Source organism: Pseudomonas ulcerans (assembly GCF_036324125.1).
Classification (GTDB): domain Bacteria; phylum Pseudomonadota; class Gammaproteobacteria; order Pseudomonadales; family Pseudomonadaceae; genus Aquipseudomonas; species Aquipseudomonas ulcerans.
In genome coordinates this window covers 36029-51072 of the sequence record NZ_JAZDQN010000005.1, presented here as the reverse complement: position 1 = coordinate 51072, position 15044 = coordinate 36029, and the positions used below count along the sequence as shown (strand labels likewise).

Sequence of the window (15044 nt, the reverse complement as noted above, 5' to 3'; positions counted from 1 at the left end):
GACTTGAAACGGGCGGGCAGTATCGCTGCTTGCCCGCCCCGCTTCAAATCAGGACGCCGTCACGCGACGGGAGGCCAGCCAGCTGCGCCCGTAGAGCACGACGATGGCCAGCAGCGCTGCCGCCTGGGCGGACAGCGAGTAAAGGTCGGCGTGGATGCCCAGCCAATCGAAGTCGAAGAATGGCACCGGGTGAGTACCGAAGATGCCGGCTTCCTGCAGCGCCTTGACGCCATGTCCGGCGAACACCACCGACAGCGCGCACAGCAGCGCCACGTTGATGCTGAAGAACAGCGACAGCGGCAGCCTGGCCGAGCCGCGCAGGATGATCCAGGCCAGACCCACCAGCAGCACCAGCGCCGTGCCGCCACCGGCCAGCACCGCCTGGTGGCCCGCAGGGCCAGCCTGCAGCCACAGGGTTTCGTAGAACAGGATCACTTCGAACAGCTCGCGGTACACCGAGAAGAACGACAGCACGGCGAAGCCGAAGCGACCACCGCCGCCGACCAGGCTGCTCTTGATGTAGCCCTGCCACGCAGCAGCGTGCCGGCGGTCGTGCATCCACACGCCGAGCCAGAGCACCATCACGCAGGCGAACATCGCCGTGCAGCCTTCCAGCAGTTCGCGCTGGGCGCCACCGACGTCGATCACGTAGGCCGCCAGCGCCCAGGTCGCGAAGCCCGCCACCAGCGCCAGGCCCCAGCCGATATTGACGCTGCGCACCGCCGCCTGCTGGCCGGTATTGCGCAGGAAGGCGAGGATCGCCGCCAGCACCAGGATCGCCTCAAGACCTTCGCGCAGCAGGATCAACAGGCCGGAAATGAAGCTCAGCGACCAGCTCAGGCCATCGCCACCGAGCAGGCCGGCGCATTCCTTGAGCTTGGCCTTGGCCAGGCCCAGCTTGCCTTGCACCTGCTCCAGCGGCAGGCCGTCCTGCAGCGACTGACGGTAGGCCATCAGGGCCTTCTCGGTGTCCTTGCGCACGACGCTGTCGACGTTGTCCAGGGAGCTTTCCACCAGTTCGAAGCCCTCCAGGTAGGCCGCCACCGACAGGTCATAGGCCTGCTCGTGGTCGCCGTCCCGGTAGGCCACCAGGCTCTTGTCGAGGGTGCTGGCGGTGTAGTCGAGCAACTGCCCCGGGCCGCGCTTGACTTGCGGTGGCTTGGCCCGCTGGGCACGGAAGGTCGACAGCGCATCATGGCCCTGGCTGGCTTCGACTTCAGCCGGCGTCTGGCGCGCCAGGTCGCCCAGGCTGAAGGTCTTGTCGCCGGCGGCCTTGGCCGGGTCGGCGGTGAAGCTGGCGATGTAAGTGGCCAGGTCCCAGCGCTGGCGTTCGTCGAGCTGGTCGGCGAAGGACGGCATGTCAGTGCCTTCGATGCCAAGGCCGAGGGTGTTGTAGAGGTCGTAGAGGCTCAGGCGATCGAGCCGTGCGGCGTCGCGCAGGTTGCTCGGCGCAGGCTCCAGGCCGACACCCGCCGGGCCATCGCCGGTCCCGCTGTCACCGTGGCAGACCGAGCAATGCTGGGCATACAGCGGCGCACCGCGGGTTGGATCGGGGGTGATCAAGGGCGCCAGGGCGACCTCGTAGGCCAGCGCGAGCTCGGCCCCGAGCTGCCGCGCCTGGCGGGTCACGCCGGCGCTGTCCTGACGCGCGTCGATCGCCTGGCGCAACACCGTCACGCCGTCCTCCAGCGCCTTGCGCTGCGGGCGCTCGGGCAAGCCGGCGAGCACGCCCTGGAGGGTGTCGATGGATTTCAGCTGCCCGCGATAGCCGGCCTCGTCGATGACCTTGCCCGACTCGACGCTCGCCGGGTAGTCGGCACCGATGTAATCCAGCAGGTGCAGGGCCTTCGCCGCTCCCTCGACAGGTTCGGCCAGTGCCGCGGCACTACCAAGGGCCAGCACTGGCCACAGCAGCCAGGCGATCAAGCGGGAGGGGGAAATCATGGGACAGTCTCGGACGTCGTCGATGAGGCGAATATTGTTCACCGCCGTCCGGGCGGGCTCAAGGCGAATCGTAAAAATTAGCAACAATTTCATTAATTGCCACTTTCATCACGGGGAAAAATACCGTTCGTCCAGCACTTCGGGGATAATGGCACCTCTGATGGCTCTCACTGGTTGTAACAACTCGGTGCGCCTGGCTCGCAGGGAAATCGCGCCTAATACGTCACGCCTTTCGATATAGCCATTCGGAATTTGTGAAAGACAAATAATAACTTTTCGGACGTATCGATTCGAAAAGACTCCGCCAACACTCAGGGAAGAAGTAATGAAATCCCGCGTCCTCACGCTTGCCACACTGTTCGTGGCCACTCAACTGACCGGCTGCGCGGTCTTCCGCAGCTACGACAACGAACTCAAGGAAACCAACCAGCACCTGAGCGCCGGCAATGTCGACGCCGCCCTCGCCGTGCTGGAGAAGAACAACAAGGGCGAGGACAAGGACCTGCTCTACTGGTTCGAAAAGGGCGAACTGCTGCGCTCCAAGGGTGACCTGGCCGGCAGCCAGAGCGCCTGGCGCGAAGCCGACGGCATGGTCTTCAAGTGGGAAGAGTCGGTAAAGCTCGACACCGCCAAGTACCTCAGCCAGTTCGGCAGCTACCTGGTCAACGACAAGGTGCGCCGCTACGAAGGCTATGACTACGAAAAGGTCATGCTGACCACGCAGATGGCCCTCAACCTGCTGGCGCAGAACGATTTCGACGGCGCCCGTACCGAGATCAAGAAGACCCACGAACGCGAAGCGGTGATCGCCGAGCTGCGCGACAAGGAATACCTCAAGCGCGAGGAAGAAGCTGACAAGGAAGGGGTCAAGACCGAGTACAAGGACCTCAAGGGCTACCCGGTCGCCGCTCTGGACGCCCCGGAAGTCATCAACCTGAAGAACAGCTACCAGAGCGCCTTCAGCCACTACCTGTCCGGCTACGTCTACGAGGCCCTCGGCGAACAGGGCCTCGCCGCGCCGGGCTACCGCAAGGCCGCCGAACTGCTGCCCAACACCCCGCTGCTGGAGCAGGCGCTACTCGACCTGGACAAGAGCGCAGGCAAGCGCAACGACAAGGAAAGCGACGTGCTGATCGTGGTGCAGAGCGGCCTGGCCCCGGCCCGCGACTCCATCCGCATCCCGCTGCCACTGCTGATCAGCGGCAACCTGGTGATCACCCCGCTGTCGTTCCCGATCATGCGCGAGGACACCTCCACCGCCACCGTCGGCCAGATCAACCTGGACGACAAGACGCTGGACCTGACCGCGCTCAACAGCACGTCCGCCATGTCCCGCCGCGCCCTGCGCGACGACATGCCGGGGATCATCCTGCGTACCACCGTGCGCGCGGTCACCCGCGGCGTGGCGCAAAAACAGATCAACGACGTCAACCCGATGGCCGGCCTGGTCATGGGTATCGCCTCGGCGGTCACCGAAGGCGCCGATACCCGCACCTGGCGCACCCTGCCGAACGAAACCCGGGTCACCCGCGTGCGCCTGGGCCAGGGCGAGCACCAGCTGAGCCTGCCGTCGGGCCTGGGTGGCAGCAAGGTCACCGTGAAGGTCGATCGTCCATATCAGGTCGTCGCCCTGCGCGTGGTGGGCAACCAGGTCTATGCCGCCGGCCAGGCCGCCCACGTCGTCACCCCCACCGCGCCGGCTGCCGCCGTCGCCAGTCTCAAGTAAACGAAGGACTCGTCATGCGTTTCAAACTCACCCTCGCCCTCGCCGCCGCGCTCCTGGCCGGCTGCGCCACCCCGCCGCCACCGGCTCCCGGCAGCGCCGCCAGCAAGGTGGTGGTCATGGGCAAGCTGAAGAACATCGAGACCGGTCCCATGCGGGTCGCCCGCGAGAACGGCTTCCTCACCGTCAAGGTGGCGCTGAACAACACCAGCGGCAGCAACAAGACCCTGCTCTACCGCTTTGCCTGGCTGGGCAACGACGGTTTCCCGGTGGCCGATGAAGAGGGCTGGAAAGCCCTGAGCCTGTATGGCTCGCAATCCACCGTGCTGCCGGCCATTGCGCCGGTGCCACAAGCCACCGATTTCCGTCTCGAAGTCCAGTCCCAGTAATTCTGCCCCGGAGTTTTCCATGAAGTTCGTCCAGATTTCCCTGCTCGCCACTGTCGTTGCCCTGGCCAGCGGCTGCTCCTCCCCGTCGCCTGTCCTGGGTGGCAAGAACATCGGCTACGGCGATACCAAGGCCGTCGAGCTGGTGACCAACGAGTTCGGCTCCACCGACCTGCAGATGATCGCCGAGAGCATGACCCGCTCCCTGGCCCAGTCCGGCGTGCTGCAAGGCCGTCCGGTGGTGCAGGTGTACGACGTGAAGAACAAGACCAGCGAGTACATCGATACCCGCGAGATCACCACCTCGATCAAGACCCAGCTGATGAAGTCCGGCACCGCCCGCTTCGCCAGCGACAACAACCAGATGGACAGCCAGGTCGACCAGCTCAAGCTGCAGAACCAGAGCGGCCTGTACAAGAAGAACACCATCGCCAAGACCGGCAACATGATCGCCGCCAAGTACCGCCTGGAAGGTTCGATCAGCTCGATCGTCAAGCGCAGCAGCGACTACAAGGACGTGTTCTACAAGTTCAGCCTGCAACTGGTCGACGTCGAAAGCGGCCTGGCCGAATGGATGGACGAAAAAGAAATCCGCAAGACCACGGAGCGTTAATCAATGCGCGCATGGATGGGTATTCTCGGCCTGGCCTGCGCCTTCGGCGTGCAGGCGGCCCCCAAGGTGGCGGTCACCGACCTGGCCTACCAGGAACGTGTGGAGCAGTACATCCACATCGTCGCGGCGCAAAGCAATTCCTCCGCGAGCATGTACCACGCCAACAGTTCGTCCAGCTACGCCGAGTTCGAGGCCAGCGACAGCTACATCGAGCAGACCGAGCTGCGCAAGTTCAGCGGTGACATCAAGGGCGAGATCCTCAAGTCCGGGATGTTCCAGCTGGTGCAGGGCAAGCCGTACATCACCGGAGCCAAGACCGATGTCTACGACATCATCAAGCGCATCAAGGCCGGCGATTTCAAGGGTGCCGACTATGTGTTGTTCGGTACCCTGTCGGACATCGACTTCCAGCAGGACGTCAATGCCATCGACAACACCAATGCCTACTCGGCAGTGCTGGGCCTGAGCCTGGTGGCGGACTTCAGCCTGATCAACACCCGTACCTATGAAATCACCTCGGCGTTCACCGCCATGGGTGAAGGACAGGACACCAAGCTGGTGAAGAGCCGGGACCTGAAGATCAGCCTGAACAGGCCGCGCGTGGTGCGGGAAGTGTCTAAGGAGCTGGGGATGGACGTGGCCCGGCAAATGGCCGAACAGCTGGGTGGTCCGGTACCTGGGCAGGGCCAGGGGCAATACGCCCCGCGGAACAACCTGCCGCCGGATGAGCCGGCGCAGATCCTGCGTTGAGTTCACTGCCTCATCGCCGGTATTGCCGGCGATGAGGCCAGTACTACATCAGACCGGCGCTCGCCGGATGGTGGCCAGCAAGGTCGCCGCCCCGATGAACAACCCCGCGAACGTACGGTTCATCCGCCGCTGCTGCTTCGGCGTGCGCAGCAGGCGCAACACCTTCGACGCCAGTCCCGTATAGCCCGCCATCACCAGCAGATCCACGCAGACCATCGTCACGGTGATCGCCAGGTACTGCGGCAGCAGCGCTTCATGGGGATTGATGAACTGCGGCAGCACCGCCAGCATGAACACCAGCGCCTTGGGGTTGCTGACATTCACCAGGAACCCGCGGAACACCAGGCTCAAGGGTTTGCCGATCGGTCGCACGGCGGACTCATCGGACAGGTCCGCCGGCAGCGCCCGCCATTGCTTGACCGCGAGATAGACCAGGTAGGCCACGCCGAACCACTTGATCACATGGAAGGCCGTGGCCGAGGCCGCCAACACCGCGCCAACACCGGCGGCGATGATCGCGATCTGAAGGATCAGGCCCAGTTGCAGGCCCAGGGCATTCCAGTAGCCACGCCAGAATCCGTACTGCAGTCCGCAGGACATCGAGGCGATGGCCCCCGCGCCCGGCGACAGACTGATGACCCAACAGGCCGCAAAAAAGGCCAACCACGTTTCCAGCGACATCTCACACCTCGGCCAGGAATCTTGTTCAAGGCCTCAACGCTAATCCGCCTGCAAGAAAATCACCACGAAATTTTTCAGGAGGCGATCAGGTGTCGCTGGATTTGCTCTCGCCGATCACCGGCAGCACATCGCTACCGCGCCAGCGGCGCACGGATTTCTGGAAGAACTGGCTGTTCGGTACCTGCACCAGCGCACCGCCGGTCTCGGGCATTTCCACCAGGGTGGTGAACAGCAGGTTGATGGCCGTGACCCGGCCCTTGATGCCTGGCTTGTCGGTGGTGTCGACCAGTTCCACCACGTCACCGATGCGGAACGGCCCGACGGTAAAGATCAGCACCGCGCAGAGCAGGTTGGAGAGCACGCTCCAGATCGCGAAGAAGGCCACCGCCGCTACCGCGACGAAACCCGACAGCGCGGTCCACAGCACCGTGGCGGACACCCCTAGGCGCTCCAGCACGAACAACAGCGCGCTGCCCATGATCAGCCAGCGCAGACCGCCGCGCAGCGGCATCATCAGTTGCGGCGGCAGCGGATAGCGCTCGCCCAGGCTGTGCAGACTGCGCGCCACCAGCCGTTGCAGGACGAAAGCCACCACCAGGATCAGCAGGATCTGCAGGCCCATCCAGAAGGGACCAATCAACTCCGCCGGCAGGATCTGGCGCAACGCTTCCATCAGGACAATGCCTCCAGCTCCGCCTGCATGTTCTCCAGCACTTCGAGGGCAGCCATCCAGGCTTCCTCCAGCTCCGCCTCGCGGCCCTTCAGCTGGGCCTGGCGGGCCAGCAAGTCACGCAGCTCGTCCTTGCGCGCCGCCTCGTAGACGCCGCTGTCGCCGAGGCTGGCCTCGACCTTGGCGAGGTCCTGATGAAGCTTGTTCAGGTCGGCTTCGAGCTTGTCGGCCTGGCGCTTGTGCGGCGCCAGTTGCTGGCGCAGGGCTGCGGCGGCCTGGCGCTGGGCTTTCTTGTCGGTCTTGTCCGGATTGACCGGCGAACTGCTCACCGGCGCGTTGCGCTGACGATACTCCACCAGCCAGCGGGCGTAGTCGTCGAGGTCGCCGTCGAACGGCTCCATCTTGCCGTCGGCGACCAGCAGGAACTCGTCGGTGGTGCTCTTGAGCAGGTGCCGATCGTGGGAGACCACCACCACCGCGCCGCTGAACTCCTGCAGGGCCATGGTCAGCGCCAGGCGCATTTCCAGGTCGAGGTGGTTGGTCGGTTCGTCGAGCAGCAGCAGGTTCGGTCGTTCCCAGGCAATCAGGGCCAGCGCCAGGCGGGCCTTTTCACCACCGGAGAAATTCAGCACCGGCTCGTCGCAACGATCGCCGCGGAAGTCGAAGCCACCGAGGAAGTCGCGCAGCGTCTGCTCGCGCTCGGTCGGGGCCAGGCGTTGCAGGTGCAGCAGCGGGCTGGCCTTGCTGTCCAGCGAATCGAGCTGATGCTGGGCGAAGTAGCCGACCGAGGTGTTCTCGCCACGTACCAGCCGCCCGGCAAGCGGTTGCAGCTCGCCGGAGAGGTTCTTGATCAGGGTCGACTTGCCCGCGCCATTGGGACCGAGCAGGCCGATCCGCGCACCCGGCGTCAGTTGCAGCTTGACCTTCTCCAGCACGGTCTTGTCACCGTAGCCCAGGCGAGCTTCGGACAGGTCGAGCAACGGGCTGGAGATCTTCTGCGATTCGCGGAAGACGAAGTCGAACGGCGAGTCGACATGGGCCGCCGTCAGCTCTTCCATGCGCTCCAGGGCCTTGATCCGGCTCTGCGCCTGGCGCGCCTTGGTGGCCTGGGCCTTGAAGCGGGCAATGTATTTTTCCATGTGCGCGCGCTGGGCCTGCTGCTTCTCGTAGGCCTGTTGCTGCTGCGCCAGGCGCTCGGCCCGGGCCCGCTCGAACGCGGTGTAGCCGCCGCGGTAGAGGGTCAGCTTGCACTGCTCGACATGGGCGATGTGGTCGACCACGGCATCGAGGAAATCGCGGTCGTGGGAGATCAGCAGCAAGGTGCCGGGATAGCCCTTGAGCCAGTCTTCCAGCCAGAGGATCGCGTCGAGGTCGAGGTGGTTGGTCGGTTCGTCGAGCAGCAGCAGGTCGGACGGGCACATCAGTGCTTGCGCCAGGTTCAGGCGCATCCGCCAGCCACCGGAGAAGTCTCCGACGCGGCGGTCCATCTGCTCGTTGCTGAAGCCCAGGCCGGCCAGCAGCTTGCGCGCGCGGGCATCGGCGGTGTAGCCGTCGGCGCTGTCGAGCTCGATGTGCAGGCGCGCCAGGGCGGTGTTGTCGTGGGCGGCTTCGGCAGCGGCGAGATCGGCCTGGACCTGGCGCAGGCGCAGGTCGCCATCGAGCACATAGTCCACGGCCAGGCGATCGAGGGTGTCGACCTCCTGGCGCATATGGGCAATGCGCCAGTCGCCAGGCAGCCGGCAGTCACCCGAGTCCGGGGTGAGCTCGCCGCGCAGCAGGGCGAACAGGCTGGATTTGCCGGCACCGTTGGCACCGATCAAGCCGGCTTTCTGGCCGGCGTGCAGGGTCAGCTCGGCGCCTTCTAGCAGGCGTTGCGGACCACGCTGTAAAGTGAGGTTCGAAAGTCTGATCATAATGGCCGCGGAGTCTACCAGCTTCGATGGCAACTGGCGCGAGTAGGACCATGCACTCCGATCTGTGGGATTTCGCCATCGGGTTCTATGCCCGTCCCGGCGTGGAGGCGGCCTGCCTGCAATTGCAGGCGCAGGGTGCGGATGTCTGCCTGCTGCTGTGCGCGGCCTGGCTTGAGCAGCGGCGGGTGAGCGTTAGCGATAAACGACTGGACCAACTGCGACAGTTGGCCGGTCCCTGGCAATCATCGGTAGTGCAGCCGTTGCGCGCACTACGCCAGCAGTGGCGTACGCAGGCAACTGGCGACCCGCAACTGGCAGCGCTGCGCGAACGATTGAAAGGGCTTGAACTGGATGCCGAGCGCCTGCAACTGGAACGCTTGCAGGTGATTTGCGATGGCTGGCCGGACGAGGACAACGCCCCGCCGGAGAGCTGGCTGGTCCGGCTAGCGCCGGCAGCCTCCCGGGATCACGACGCGCTGCGGATGCTGCGCGCCGTGACGGGAATCACTCAGGATGCCGAAGTCGGCGACTGAGTGCTGGTGGCGGCTGGAGCGGCTGGCGCTGGCGAAGCAGCAGGTGCCGACGCCGGGGTCGCGGCTGGAGCGGTAGTGGCTGGTTTTGCTGCGGCAGGTTTGGCTGGTGCAGGTTTGGCTGGTGCTTTCGCTACGGCTGGCTTGGCCGGTGCTTTGGCAGCAGCTGGTTTCGCAGCAGGCTTGGCAGCCACCGATTTGGCGGCAACTGGTTTGGCGGCAGCGGGTTTCGCAGCAGGCTTGGCAGCGGCCGGTTTGGCAGCAGTTGGTTTCGCCGCAGGCTTGGCGGCAGCCGGTTTGGCAGCAGGCTTGGCAGCAGCCGGTTTCGCAGCAGCTGGTTTCGCCGCAGGCTTGGCAGCAGCCGGTTTGGCAGCAGCAGTTTTAGCAGCAGGCTTGGCCGGGGCCTTGGCAGCAGCGGGTTTTGCTGCTGGCTTGGCAGCAGGTTTGGCAGCAGCGGTTTTCGCGGCAGGTTTGGCCGGCGCCTTGGCAGCCACCGGTTTGGCTGCAGCTGGCTTCGCCGCAGACTTGGCAGCGGCAGTTTTCACTGCGGGCTTGGCAGCGGCTGGTTTGGCAGCGGCCTTGGCTGGCGCCTTGGCAGCGGCGGATTTGCTAGCAGCAGGTTTGGCGGCAGGTTTCGCAGGAGCCTTGGCAGCAGCAGCTTTGGCGGCCGGCTTGGCGGCAGCCGGTTTGGCCGGAGTGCGAGAAGAAAGTGCCTTGCCAGCCGCTTCGCGAACTTTGCCCACGCCCTGGGCCAGTTTCAGACTTTCCTGGGCATCGCGTTTCAGTTGCACGATATAAGTACGGGTCTGGGCCTGACGATCTTTCAACGATTCGAGTACATCTTCCAACTCGGCGACCGCACCTTTTGCCTTTTCCTGTGCCTTGGCTTTACCGGCGGCAGCGACGTCTTGAAGTTTCAGACGGGACTTGTGGAGTTTTTCCTGAGCCTTGCCGCGTTGTTTCTCCAACTTGGCGAGTAGTTTTTCCGCATCGGCCAGCGCTTGCGAGCAGGCATTTTCCAAATGCTCAAGCAGGCTGCCCGAGAGTTGTTGCAGCAGGTGCAACGGCGTGTTGACTGGCTTCTTGTTGGCCGACATGGCTTTCCTCCTGGCTGACGAAATTGCGGCTCATACTAGACCTGTGCTGCTATCGCCGCTAGGGCATGTTGACAGTAAAGAAGACGCCGCGTTGCATGCCTGGGCAAAGTTCTGAAGCTGCAGCTCGGGACAAGTGTAGTTGCTGTGTTACAGACTGCAGACAATTAACAAACTTGCCCCCGGCGAACAGGCATAATCGAATCTGCTGCAACTCTTCCTTCCATCTTCGGAGCCAGCCCGTGCCGCGCTACTTGCTGCTGTCGTTACTCTTCACGCTGCCTCCCGTTCTGGCGGAGCCGGCCGCAACACCTTCGGACCACGATCTCGCCTACAGCCTGGGCGCCAGCCTCGGCGAACGCCTGCGTGAGGAAGTCCCGGGGCTGCAACTGCAGGCACTGATCGAAGGCCTGCAACAGGCCTACCAGAACAAACCACTGGCGCTGTCCCAGGCACGCATCGATGCCATCCTCGCCCAGCATGACCAGCAGGCCAACGACGCCGTCGCCCAGTCCCACGTAGAACAGGCCCTGGCTGCCGAGCGCCGCTTCATCGCCAATGAACGTGGCCGGGCTGGCGTGCGCGAGCTGAGCGATGGCGTGCTGATGACCCAGTTGCAGGCCGGCGCGGGCGCGCAGCCAAAAGCACACGGCAAGGTGAAGGTGCGTTACGTGGGGAAATTGCCGGACGGCACGGTGTTCGACCAGAACGATCAACCGCAGTGGTTCAACCTGGATAGCGTGATCGCGGGTTGGCAGTCAGCGCTGCCGGAGATGGCGGCGGGTTCGAGATACCGCCTGGTGATCCCTTCGGCGCAAGCCTATGGCGCCGATGGCGCGGGCGACCTGATCGCACCCTACACACCACTGGTGTTCGAGATCGAATTGCTCGACGTTGCCGACTGAGCAGCCGGCAACGTTGCAGAAGGTGGCGTCAGACGGTAGCTGGCGCTTCTTCCTTGTGCGCGGTGTGCAGCACTTCGATCAGGCAGTCTTCCAGCTCGAAGCGCTCGCGCAACTGGCCACCCAGCGTCTTGAGTTCTTCGGCAAAACGCCCGTTGTCAGTGCATTGGCCCTTGCTGCAATGGTCGTTGAAGGCCAAGGCTCGCTCGGTGCTGACATCGATACGCGGGTTGATCTGCTGCGCCAGCTCCAGGCCGCCATCATCACCGAAGGCCTTGGCTTCACTGATCAATTGTTCGCAGATTTCGAAGTGCCAGGCCGACACGTAGTCCACGAGGATTTCGCAGAAGCGGCCGTTCAATGATTTGTCGGCGAATGCCGGCTTGGCATCGCGCAACTCGCGGAACGCGGTTACCAGTTCCTCACGCTCTCGCAGCCAGCGGTCAATGAGCTTGTGAACCCCACCCCAGCGCTCCTGAGCATTCTGACAACTCTCTAACATGGCGGTCTCATCCCTTTTGGGTCGTGCCCCTGCGCCCTGTATCGCAAGTGGCGATACACAAGGAAATTACGGCAGAACGGCATTGAGCAGCAGTGTTTTCGATAATGCGTGGAGGGGAGATTATTCCCGCACGCCCTAGGCTTCAAGGTACGCAGGCGACTAGTTTCATACAAGTGTTTAATCCTGCGACCCATCGCCGCCGGTCGTTTCAAACGCCGGCGGACACCCTTTCATGACCCCGGGGATCAGCCCGGGTTCACCCGGCGCCTGCCCATCAGGCGCGCCAGCACCAGTGCCGCGAGCCCGAGGAATGCCAGCAGGCTCCATTCCGGGCCACTCAGGTCGAGGAAGCTCCAGTTGATCGGTGCACACTCGGCCGTCCCCAGCAGCAGGCCGTGCAGCCATTCGACGGGGGTGCCGCGCTCCAGCAGGTAGGTCATCGACTGTTCGCACGACAACTCTGGAGACGCATACAGGCCCTGCAACCAGACATGCCGCGCGGCCAGCGCGCTGCCGCCGAGGGTCAGCGCCAGGCCGGCCCAAAGGTAGACGCGCTCGCCGAGGTTTCCCGGCCGATGGAGCAAGGCACCCAGGCAGGTCAGCGAGAACGCCGCCAGCAGCAGGCGCTGGCCCTGGCACAGCGGGCAGGCGTCCAGGCCTAGGCCGAACTCGAGATACAGCGCGCCACACAGGGTCAGCAGGGACGCCAGCAAAGCCGGGAAGAAAAAAGTACGCAGACAGGCCAACGGCATGGCAAGACCAAGGCAGGAAAAGACATTTGGCAACGTTAGAGGAAAGGGGCTCGTTGTTTCAAGAAGCAACTAACGGGACAAGTCTCTGATTTCATTGGAAACTTCGCCGAAACGGGTAGGAAATTTCCACAAGTTGCTGCACGACTATTTACCGACCCAACCACGGGCCGACCCTTGCGGCCGACCCGTGATATCGCCTCAGGCCCGTACCGGGTCCGGAATCGGCAACGCCAGCAGGCGCTCGTCGAGCAGGCCGAGGCCTTCCTGGAACAGGGCGTTGCTGCGCTCGTTCTCGCCCAGCCCGGCCAGCAGGCGTGCCAGCTCGGCGCAGGTTTCGGGATTGCGTTGCAGGCGCAGGCTACCTTCGAGATAGTCGCGGGCCTTGCCCCACAGACGATTCTGCAGGCTCAGGCGACCCAGGGTCAGCAGCAGGCTCGGGTCGTCCGGATGGGTCTTGAGCCAGCCCTCGGCGGTCTGCAACTGCCTGGCCGGGTCACTGCCGCGCACCAGCCCGTAGAGACGCGCAAGGTGACTCTCATACTCGCGCTTGAGTGCAGTGCGAAGGATTTCCTCCGCCTCGCTTTCCGCGCCGAGCTGGCGCAGTTGCTCGGCGTAGGCCAGGACCAGTTGCGGCTCCTGGCGCTGGGCGTTGGTCAACTGCTGCCAGGCGCGCTCCAGCGATTGCCGGGCAGCCTGGCCATCTTCCTCGCGCTGCACCGCCAGGGACAGGTTCTGGCCCCAGGCGCGACGTTCCAGCTCGGCCAGTTCCTTGGCCGAGAGCACCTTGTCCTTGCGCAGCTCAGGCATCAGGCGGATCAGCGCCGGCCAGTCGCCACGCTGCTGGTACAGGCGCTGCAACTGGCGCAGCACCTGGGCATTGTGCGGATGGCGCTCGTGCATGGCCTGCAGGGTTTCCAGGGCGGCATCGGTATCACCGCGGTCGACCTGCAGTTGCGCATGGGTCAGGGCAATGGCCAGTTCCGCCTGTGGCTGGCGCTCCAGCGCACGCTCCAGCAGGTTGTCGCTGTCCTCGGTACGGCCCAGCTCGTTGGCCGCGCGGGCCGCGCCGAGGTAATACAGCAACGGCTGGCGCTCGGCCTCGGCGGCGCGATGCAGATGACGCTGGGCACTGGCCCAGCGACCTTCGGCCAGGTCCAGCTGGCCCTGCTCGATGGCCAGGCGGGTACGCCGGCCACGGTTGCGCCGCGACCATGGATTGACCACGCCGGTGGAATGCAGCACCGCGCCGATCAGCGCCTTGAGCAACCACAGCACGAGCACGATGCCCACCAGCAGGCCCAAGGTCGCCCAGAGGCTGGACTCGTAGCGGAAGCTGTCATAGGCGATCAACACGTAGCCGCTGTGCCGAGCCACGGCGATCCCCAGCAGGGTCGCGACGACGATCGCCACGACCACCAGGAGGTAGGCTCGTTTCATGGCGTGGCCTCCTGGGCTTTTTCACCCGGCTGGCGCAGCGCCGCTTCCTCGGCCGGCAGGTGCCGGCGTTCGAGGTAGGCCTGCACCGCGGAGAGGCTCTCGGCCAGGTCGGGGGTGACCACGGTGACCGGTTCCTTCACCAGCGCATTGAGCTGCTCCAGCATCAGCCGGCCTTGCTCGTTGTCCTTGTTGAAGTTGCCCAGCAGCACGCTGCGCGCCTCGTCGATAGCCTGGGTGTAGACCTTGGCCTCGCCGTTCAGCGCGGCCCATTGCGCCTGCTCCAGCGCCAGGCTGAGGGCCAGGCGCACCTGGCTCAGGGCCTGGCCGGCGAGCAACGGCTTGATGTTCTTGTCTGCATCGAAGTCGATGCGGAAGTAGCGCGAGATCTGCTCCCACCACTGCGACCAGCGACTCGCACCATCGCCGTCGGCGGTGAGGCCGAACAGGGATTCGCCATCGTTCTTGAATTCCGGCGCCAGCACATTGAGCTGCACCACCTGCTCGCGCAGCGCGGCGAGCTTGAGGAACAGGCCGGTACGGTCCGGTTGCTGGGTGCTGTTCAGCGCGACGAGGCTGCGCGCCAGCTGTTCGCGGGCGGCGAAAGACGCCGGGTCGCTTTGCTCGCGCAGGATCTGGTCGGCGCCTTCCACCAGCGCGCGGGCACTGGCGATGTCCTGCAACGCCGACAGGCGCAGGCTGGCCAGGCGCAACAGGTGCTCGGCCTCGGCCAGGCGCCAGTCCTTGCGGCTGGCCCCGAGCACGGTCTCCAGGCGCTGGCTCAGGCGTTGCTGGTCGCCTTGCAACTGCGTCACCAGGCGGCGGCGATCTTCCAGTTCGCTGGCCGGCGGCAGGCTATCCAGTTGCGCCGACAGCTGTTGTTCGCGCGCCTGCAGAGCTTCGCTCTGCTGGTTCAACTGACGCACCTGCTCGACCTGGTCCTGGTTGACCTGCTGCAGATGGCGCACCTGCCACAGGCCCCAGCCACCCGCGGCGACACCGGCAGCGCCGAGCAGCAGGGCGAGGATCGCCAGGCCATTGCCGGAGCGGCCGGAGGAGGCAGGCGCGGGGTTCGTAGAAGCCTCGGACGGCGTTGGCTGATCTTCGTTGGGCAAGGCTGTTTCGCTCACGTATCCATCCTTTGTTTTAA

At 64.6% G+C, this 15044-nt stretch carries 15 protein-coding genes; 6 read left to right on the top strand and 9 right to left on the bottom strand.

Annotated elements, in window-relative coordinates:
• Positions 1 to 48 precede the first annotated feature (48 nt).
• Positions 49 to 1944, bottom strand: a complete 1896-nt coding sequence (locus V0R59_RS06460) for a cytochrome c/FTR1 family iron permease (RefSeq protein ID WP_330073723.1) — start codon at positions 1942 to 1944, stop codon at positions 49 to 51.
• A gap of 325 nt (positions 1945 to 2269) precedes the next feature.
• On the opposite strand from V0R59_RS06460, the gene V0R59_RS06455 reads away from it, so the two are divergent.
• Genes V0R59_RS06455 through V0R59_RS06440 form a run of 4 tightly spaced genes read left to right on the top strand, consistent with a single transcriptional unit; the run spans position 2270 to position 5416 of the window.
• Positions 2270 to 3670, top strand: coding sequence for a COG3014 family protein (locus V0R59_RS06455; RefSeq protein ID WP_330073724.1), 1401 nt, complete (start codon positions 2270 to 2272; stop codon positions 3668 to 3670).
• A 14-nt stretch (positions 3671 to 3684) separates the two neighbouring features.
• A complete protein-coding gene (locus V0R59_RS06450) occupies positions 3685 to 4056 on the top strand; it encodes a YcfL family protein (protein WP_330073725.1) in 372 nt (123 codons plus the stop codon).
• A gap of 19 nt (positions 4057 to 4075) precedes the next feature.
• Positions 4076 to 4666 carry a penicillin-binding protein activator LpoB gene (lpoB, locus tag V0R59_RS06445; RefSeq protein ID WP_316920449.1) on the top strand — a complete coding sequence of 197 codons (591 nt, stop codon included), beginning with the start codon at positions 4076 to 4078 and terminating at the stop codon, positions 4664 to 4666.
• A 3-nt stretch (positions 4667 to 4669) separates the two neighbouring features.
• Complete coding sequence (locus tag V0R59_RS06440; RefSeq protein ID WP_330073726.1) at positions 4670 to 5416, top strand: penicillin-binding protein activator LpoB; 747 nt, start codon at positions 4670 to 4672, stop codon at positions 5414 to 5416.
• 48 nt (positions 5417 to 5464) lie between these two features.
• Here the strand turns inward: V0R59_RS06440 and V0R59_RS06435 are convergent, their stop codons facing one another.
• The 3 genes from V0R59_RS06435 to V0R59_RS06425 form a co-directional block, all read right to left on the bottom strand.
• Positions 5465 to 6097, bottom strand: a complete 633-nt coding sequence (locus V0R59_RS06435; protein WP_330073727.1) for a LysE family transporter — start codon at positions 6095 to 6097, stop codon at positions 5465 to 5467.
• Between the two features lie 85 nt (positions 6098 to 6182).
• Complete coding sequence (locus V0R59_RS06430) at positions 6183 to 6770, bottom strand: mechanosensitive ion channel family protein (RefSeq protein WP_330073728.1); 588 nt, start codon at positions 6768 to 6770, stop codon at positions 6183 to 6185.
• Positions 6770 to 8680 (bottom strand): ATP-binding cassette domain-containing protein, encoded by a 1911-nt coding sequence (locus V0R59_RS06425; RefSeq protein ID WP_330073729.1) that lies wholly within the window; start codon positions 8678 to 8680, stop codon positions 6770 to 6772. Before V0R59_RS06425 ends, V0R59_RS06430 begins: the two co-directional genes overlap by 1 nt.
• 50 nt (positions 8681 to 8730) lie before the next feature.
• Here V0R59_RS06425 and V0R59_RS06420 point away from each other — a divergent pair, with 50 nt between their 5' ends.
• Positions 8731 to 9213 (top strand): TIGR02444 family protein, encoded by a 483-nt coding sequence (locus V0R59_RS06420; RefSeq protein WP_330073730.1) that lies wholly within the window; start codon positions 8731 to 8733, stop codon positions 9211 to 9213.
• On the opposite strand, the gene V0R59_RS06415 is transcribed toward V0R59_RS06420, so the two are convergent.
• Entirely contained in the window at positions 9189 to 10307 is a 1119-nt protein-coding gene (locus V0R59_RS06415) for an AlgP family protein (RefSeq protein WP_330073731.1), read from the bottom strand. The genes V0R59_RS06420 and V0R59_RS06415 overlap by 25 nt on opposite strands.
• A gap of 239 nt (positions 10308 to 10546) precedes the next feature.
• On the opposite strand from V0R59_RS06415, the gene V0R59_RS06410 reads away from it, so the two are divergent.
• Positions 10547 to 11209: an FKBP-type peptidyl-prolyl cis-trans isomerase gene (locus V0R59_RS06410; RefSeq protein WP_375547341.1), complete on the top strand. Its 663-nt coding sequence runs from the start codon at positions 10547 to 10549 to the stop codon at positions 11207 to 11209.
• Positions 11210 to 11237: 28 nt separating this feature from the next.
• Here the strand turns inward: V0R59_RS06410 and rsd are convergent, their stop codons facing one another.
• The 4 genes from rsd to V0R59_RS06390 all read right to left on the bottom strand — a co-directional run bounded on the left by rsd (position 11238) and on the right by V0R59_RS06390 (position 15024).
• Positions 11238 to 11708, bottom strand: a complete 471-nt coding sequence (rsd, locus tag V0R59_RS06405; protein ID WP_330073732.1) for a sigma D regulator — start codon at positions 11706 to 11708, stop codon at positions 11238 to 11240.
• A gap of 245 nt (positions 11709 to 11953) precedes the next feature.
• On the bottom strand, positions 11954 to 12460 hold the full coding sequence (locus V0R59_RS06400) for a disulfide bond formation protein B (protein ID WP_330073733.1): 507 nt from the start codon (positions 12458 to 12460) through the stop codon (positions 11954 to 11956).
• 198 nt (positions 12461 to 12658) lie between these two features.
• On the bottom strand, positions 12659 to 13897 hold the full coding sequence (locus V0R59_RS06395; RefSeq protein ID WP_330073734.1) for a heme biosynthesis protein HemY: 1239 nt from the start codon (positions 13895 to 13897) through the stop codon (positions 12659 to 12661).
• A complete protein-coding gene (locus tag V0R59_RS06390; RefSeq protein ID WP_330073735.1) occupies positions 13894 to 15024 on the bottom strand; it encodes a uroporphyrinogen-III C-methyltransferase in 1131 nt (376 codons plus the stop codon). The genes V0R59_RS06395 and V0R59_RS06390 overlap by 4 nt, the downstream gene beginning before the upstream one ends.
• Positions 15025 to 15044 lie beyond the last annotated feature (20 nt).

Excerpts from the sequence above, each read along its gene's own strand:
- V0R59_RS06460 (WP_330073723.1), bottom strand. The coding sequence starts at position 1,944 with ATGATTTCCCCCTCCCGCTTGATCGCCTGGCTGCTGTGGCCAGTGCTG.
- V0R59_RS06455 (WP_330073724.1), top strand. The coding sequence starts at position 2,270 with ATGAAATCCCGCGTCCTCACGCTTGCCACACTGTTCGTGGCCACTCAA.
- V0R59_RS06450 (WP_330073725.1), top strand. The coding sequence starts at position 3,685 with ATGCGTTTCAAACTCACCCTCGCCCTCGCCGCCGCGCTCCTGGCCGGC.
- lpoB (WP_316920449.1), top strand. The coding sequence starts at position 4,076 with ATGAAGTTCGTCCAGATTTCCCTGCTCGCCACTGTCGTTGCCCTGGCC.
- V0R59_RS06440 (WP_330073726.1), top strand. The coding sequence starts at position 4,670 with ATGCGCGCATGGATGGGTATTCTCGGCCTGGCCTGCGCCTTCGGCGTG.
- V0R59_RS06435 (WP_330073727.1), bottom strand. The coding sequence starts at position 6,097 with ATGTCGCTGGAAACGTGGTTGGCCTTTTTTGCGGCCTGTTGGGTCATC.
- V0R59_RS06430 (WP_330073728.1), bottom strand. The coding sequence starts at position 6,770 with ATGGAAGCGTTGCGCCAGATCCTGCCGGCGGAGTTGATTGGTCCCTTC.
- V0R59_RS06425 (WP_330073729.1), bottom strand. The coding sequence starts at position 8,680 with ATGATCAGACTTTCGAACCTCACTTTACAGCGTGGTCCGCAACGCCTG.
- V0R59_RS06420 (WP_330073730.1), top strand. The coding sequence starts at position 8,731 with ATGCACTCCGATCTGTGGGATTTCGCCATCGGGTTCTATGCCCGTCCC.
- V0R59_RS06415 (WP_330073731.1), bottom strand. The coding sequence starts at position 10,307 with ATGTCGGCCAACAAGAAGCCAGTCAACACGCCGTTGCACCTGCTGCAA.
- rsd (WP_330073732.1), bottom strand. The coding sequence starts at position 11,708 with ATGTTAGAGAGTTGTCAGAATGCTCAGGAGCGCTGGGGTGGGGTTCAC.
- V0R59_RS06400 (WP_330073733.1), bottom strand. The coding sequence starts at position 12,460 with ATGCCGTTGGCCTGTCTGCGTACTTTTTTCTTCCCGGCTTTGCTGGCG.
- V0R59_RS06395 (WP_330073734.1), bottom strand. The coding sequence starts at position 13,897 with ATGAAACGAGCCTACCTCCTGGTGGTCGTGGCGATCGTCGTCGCGACC.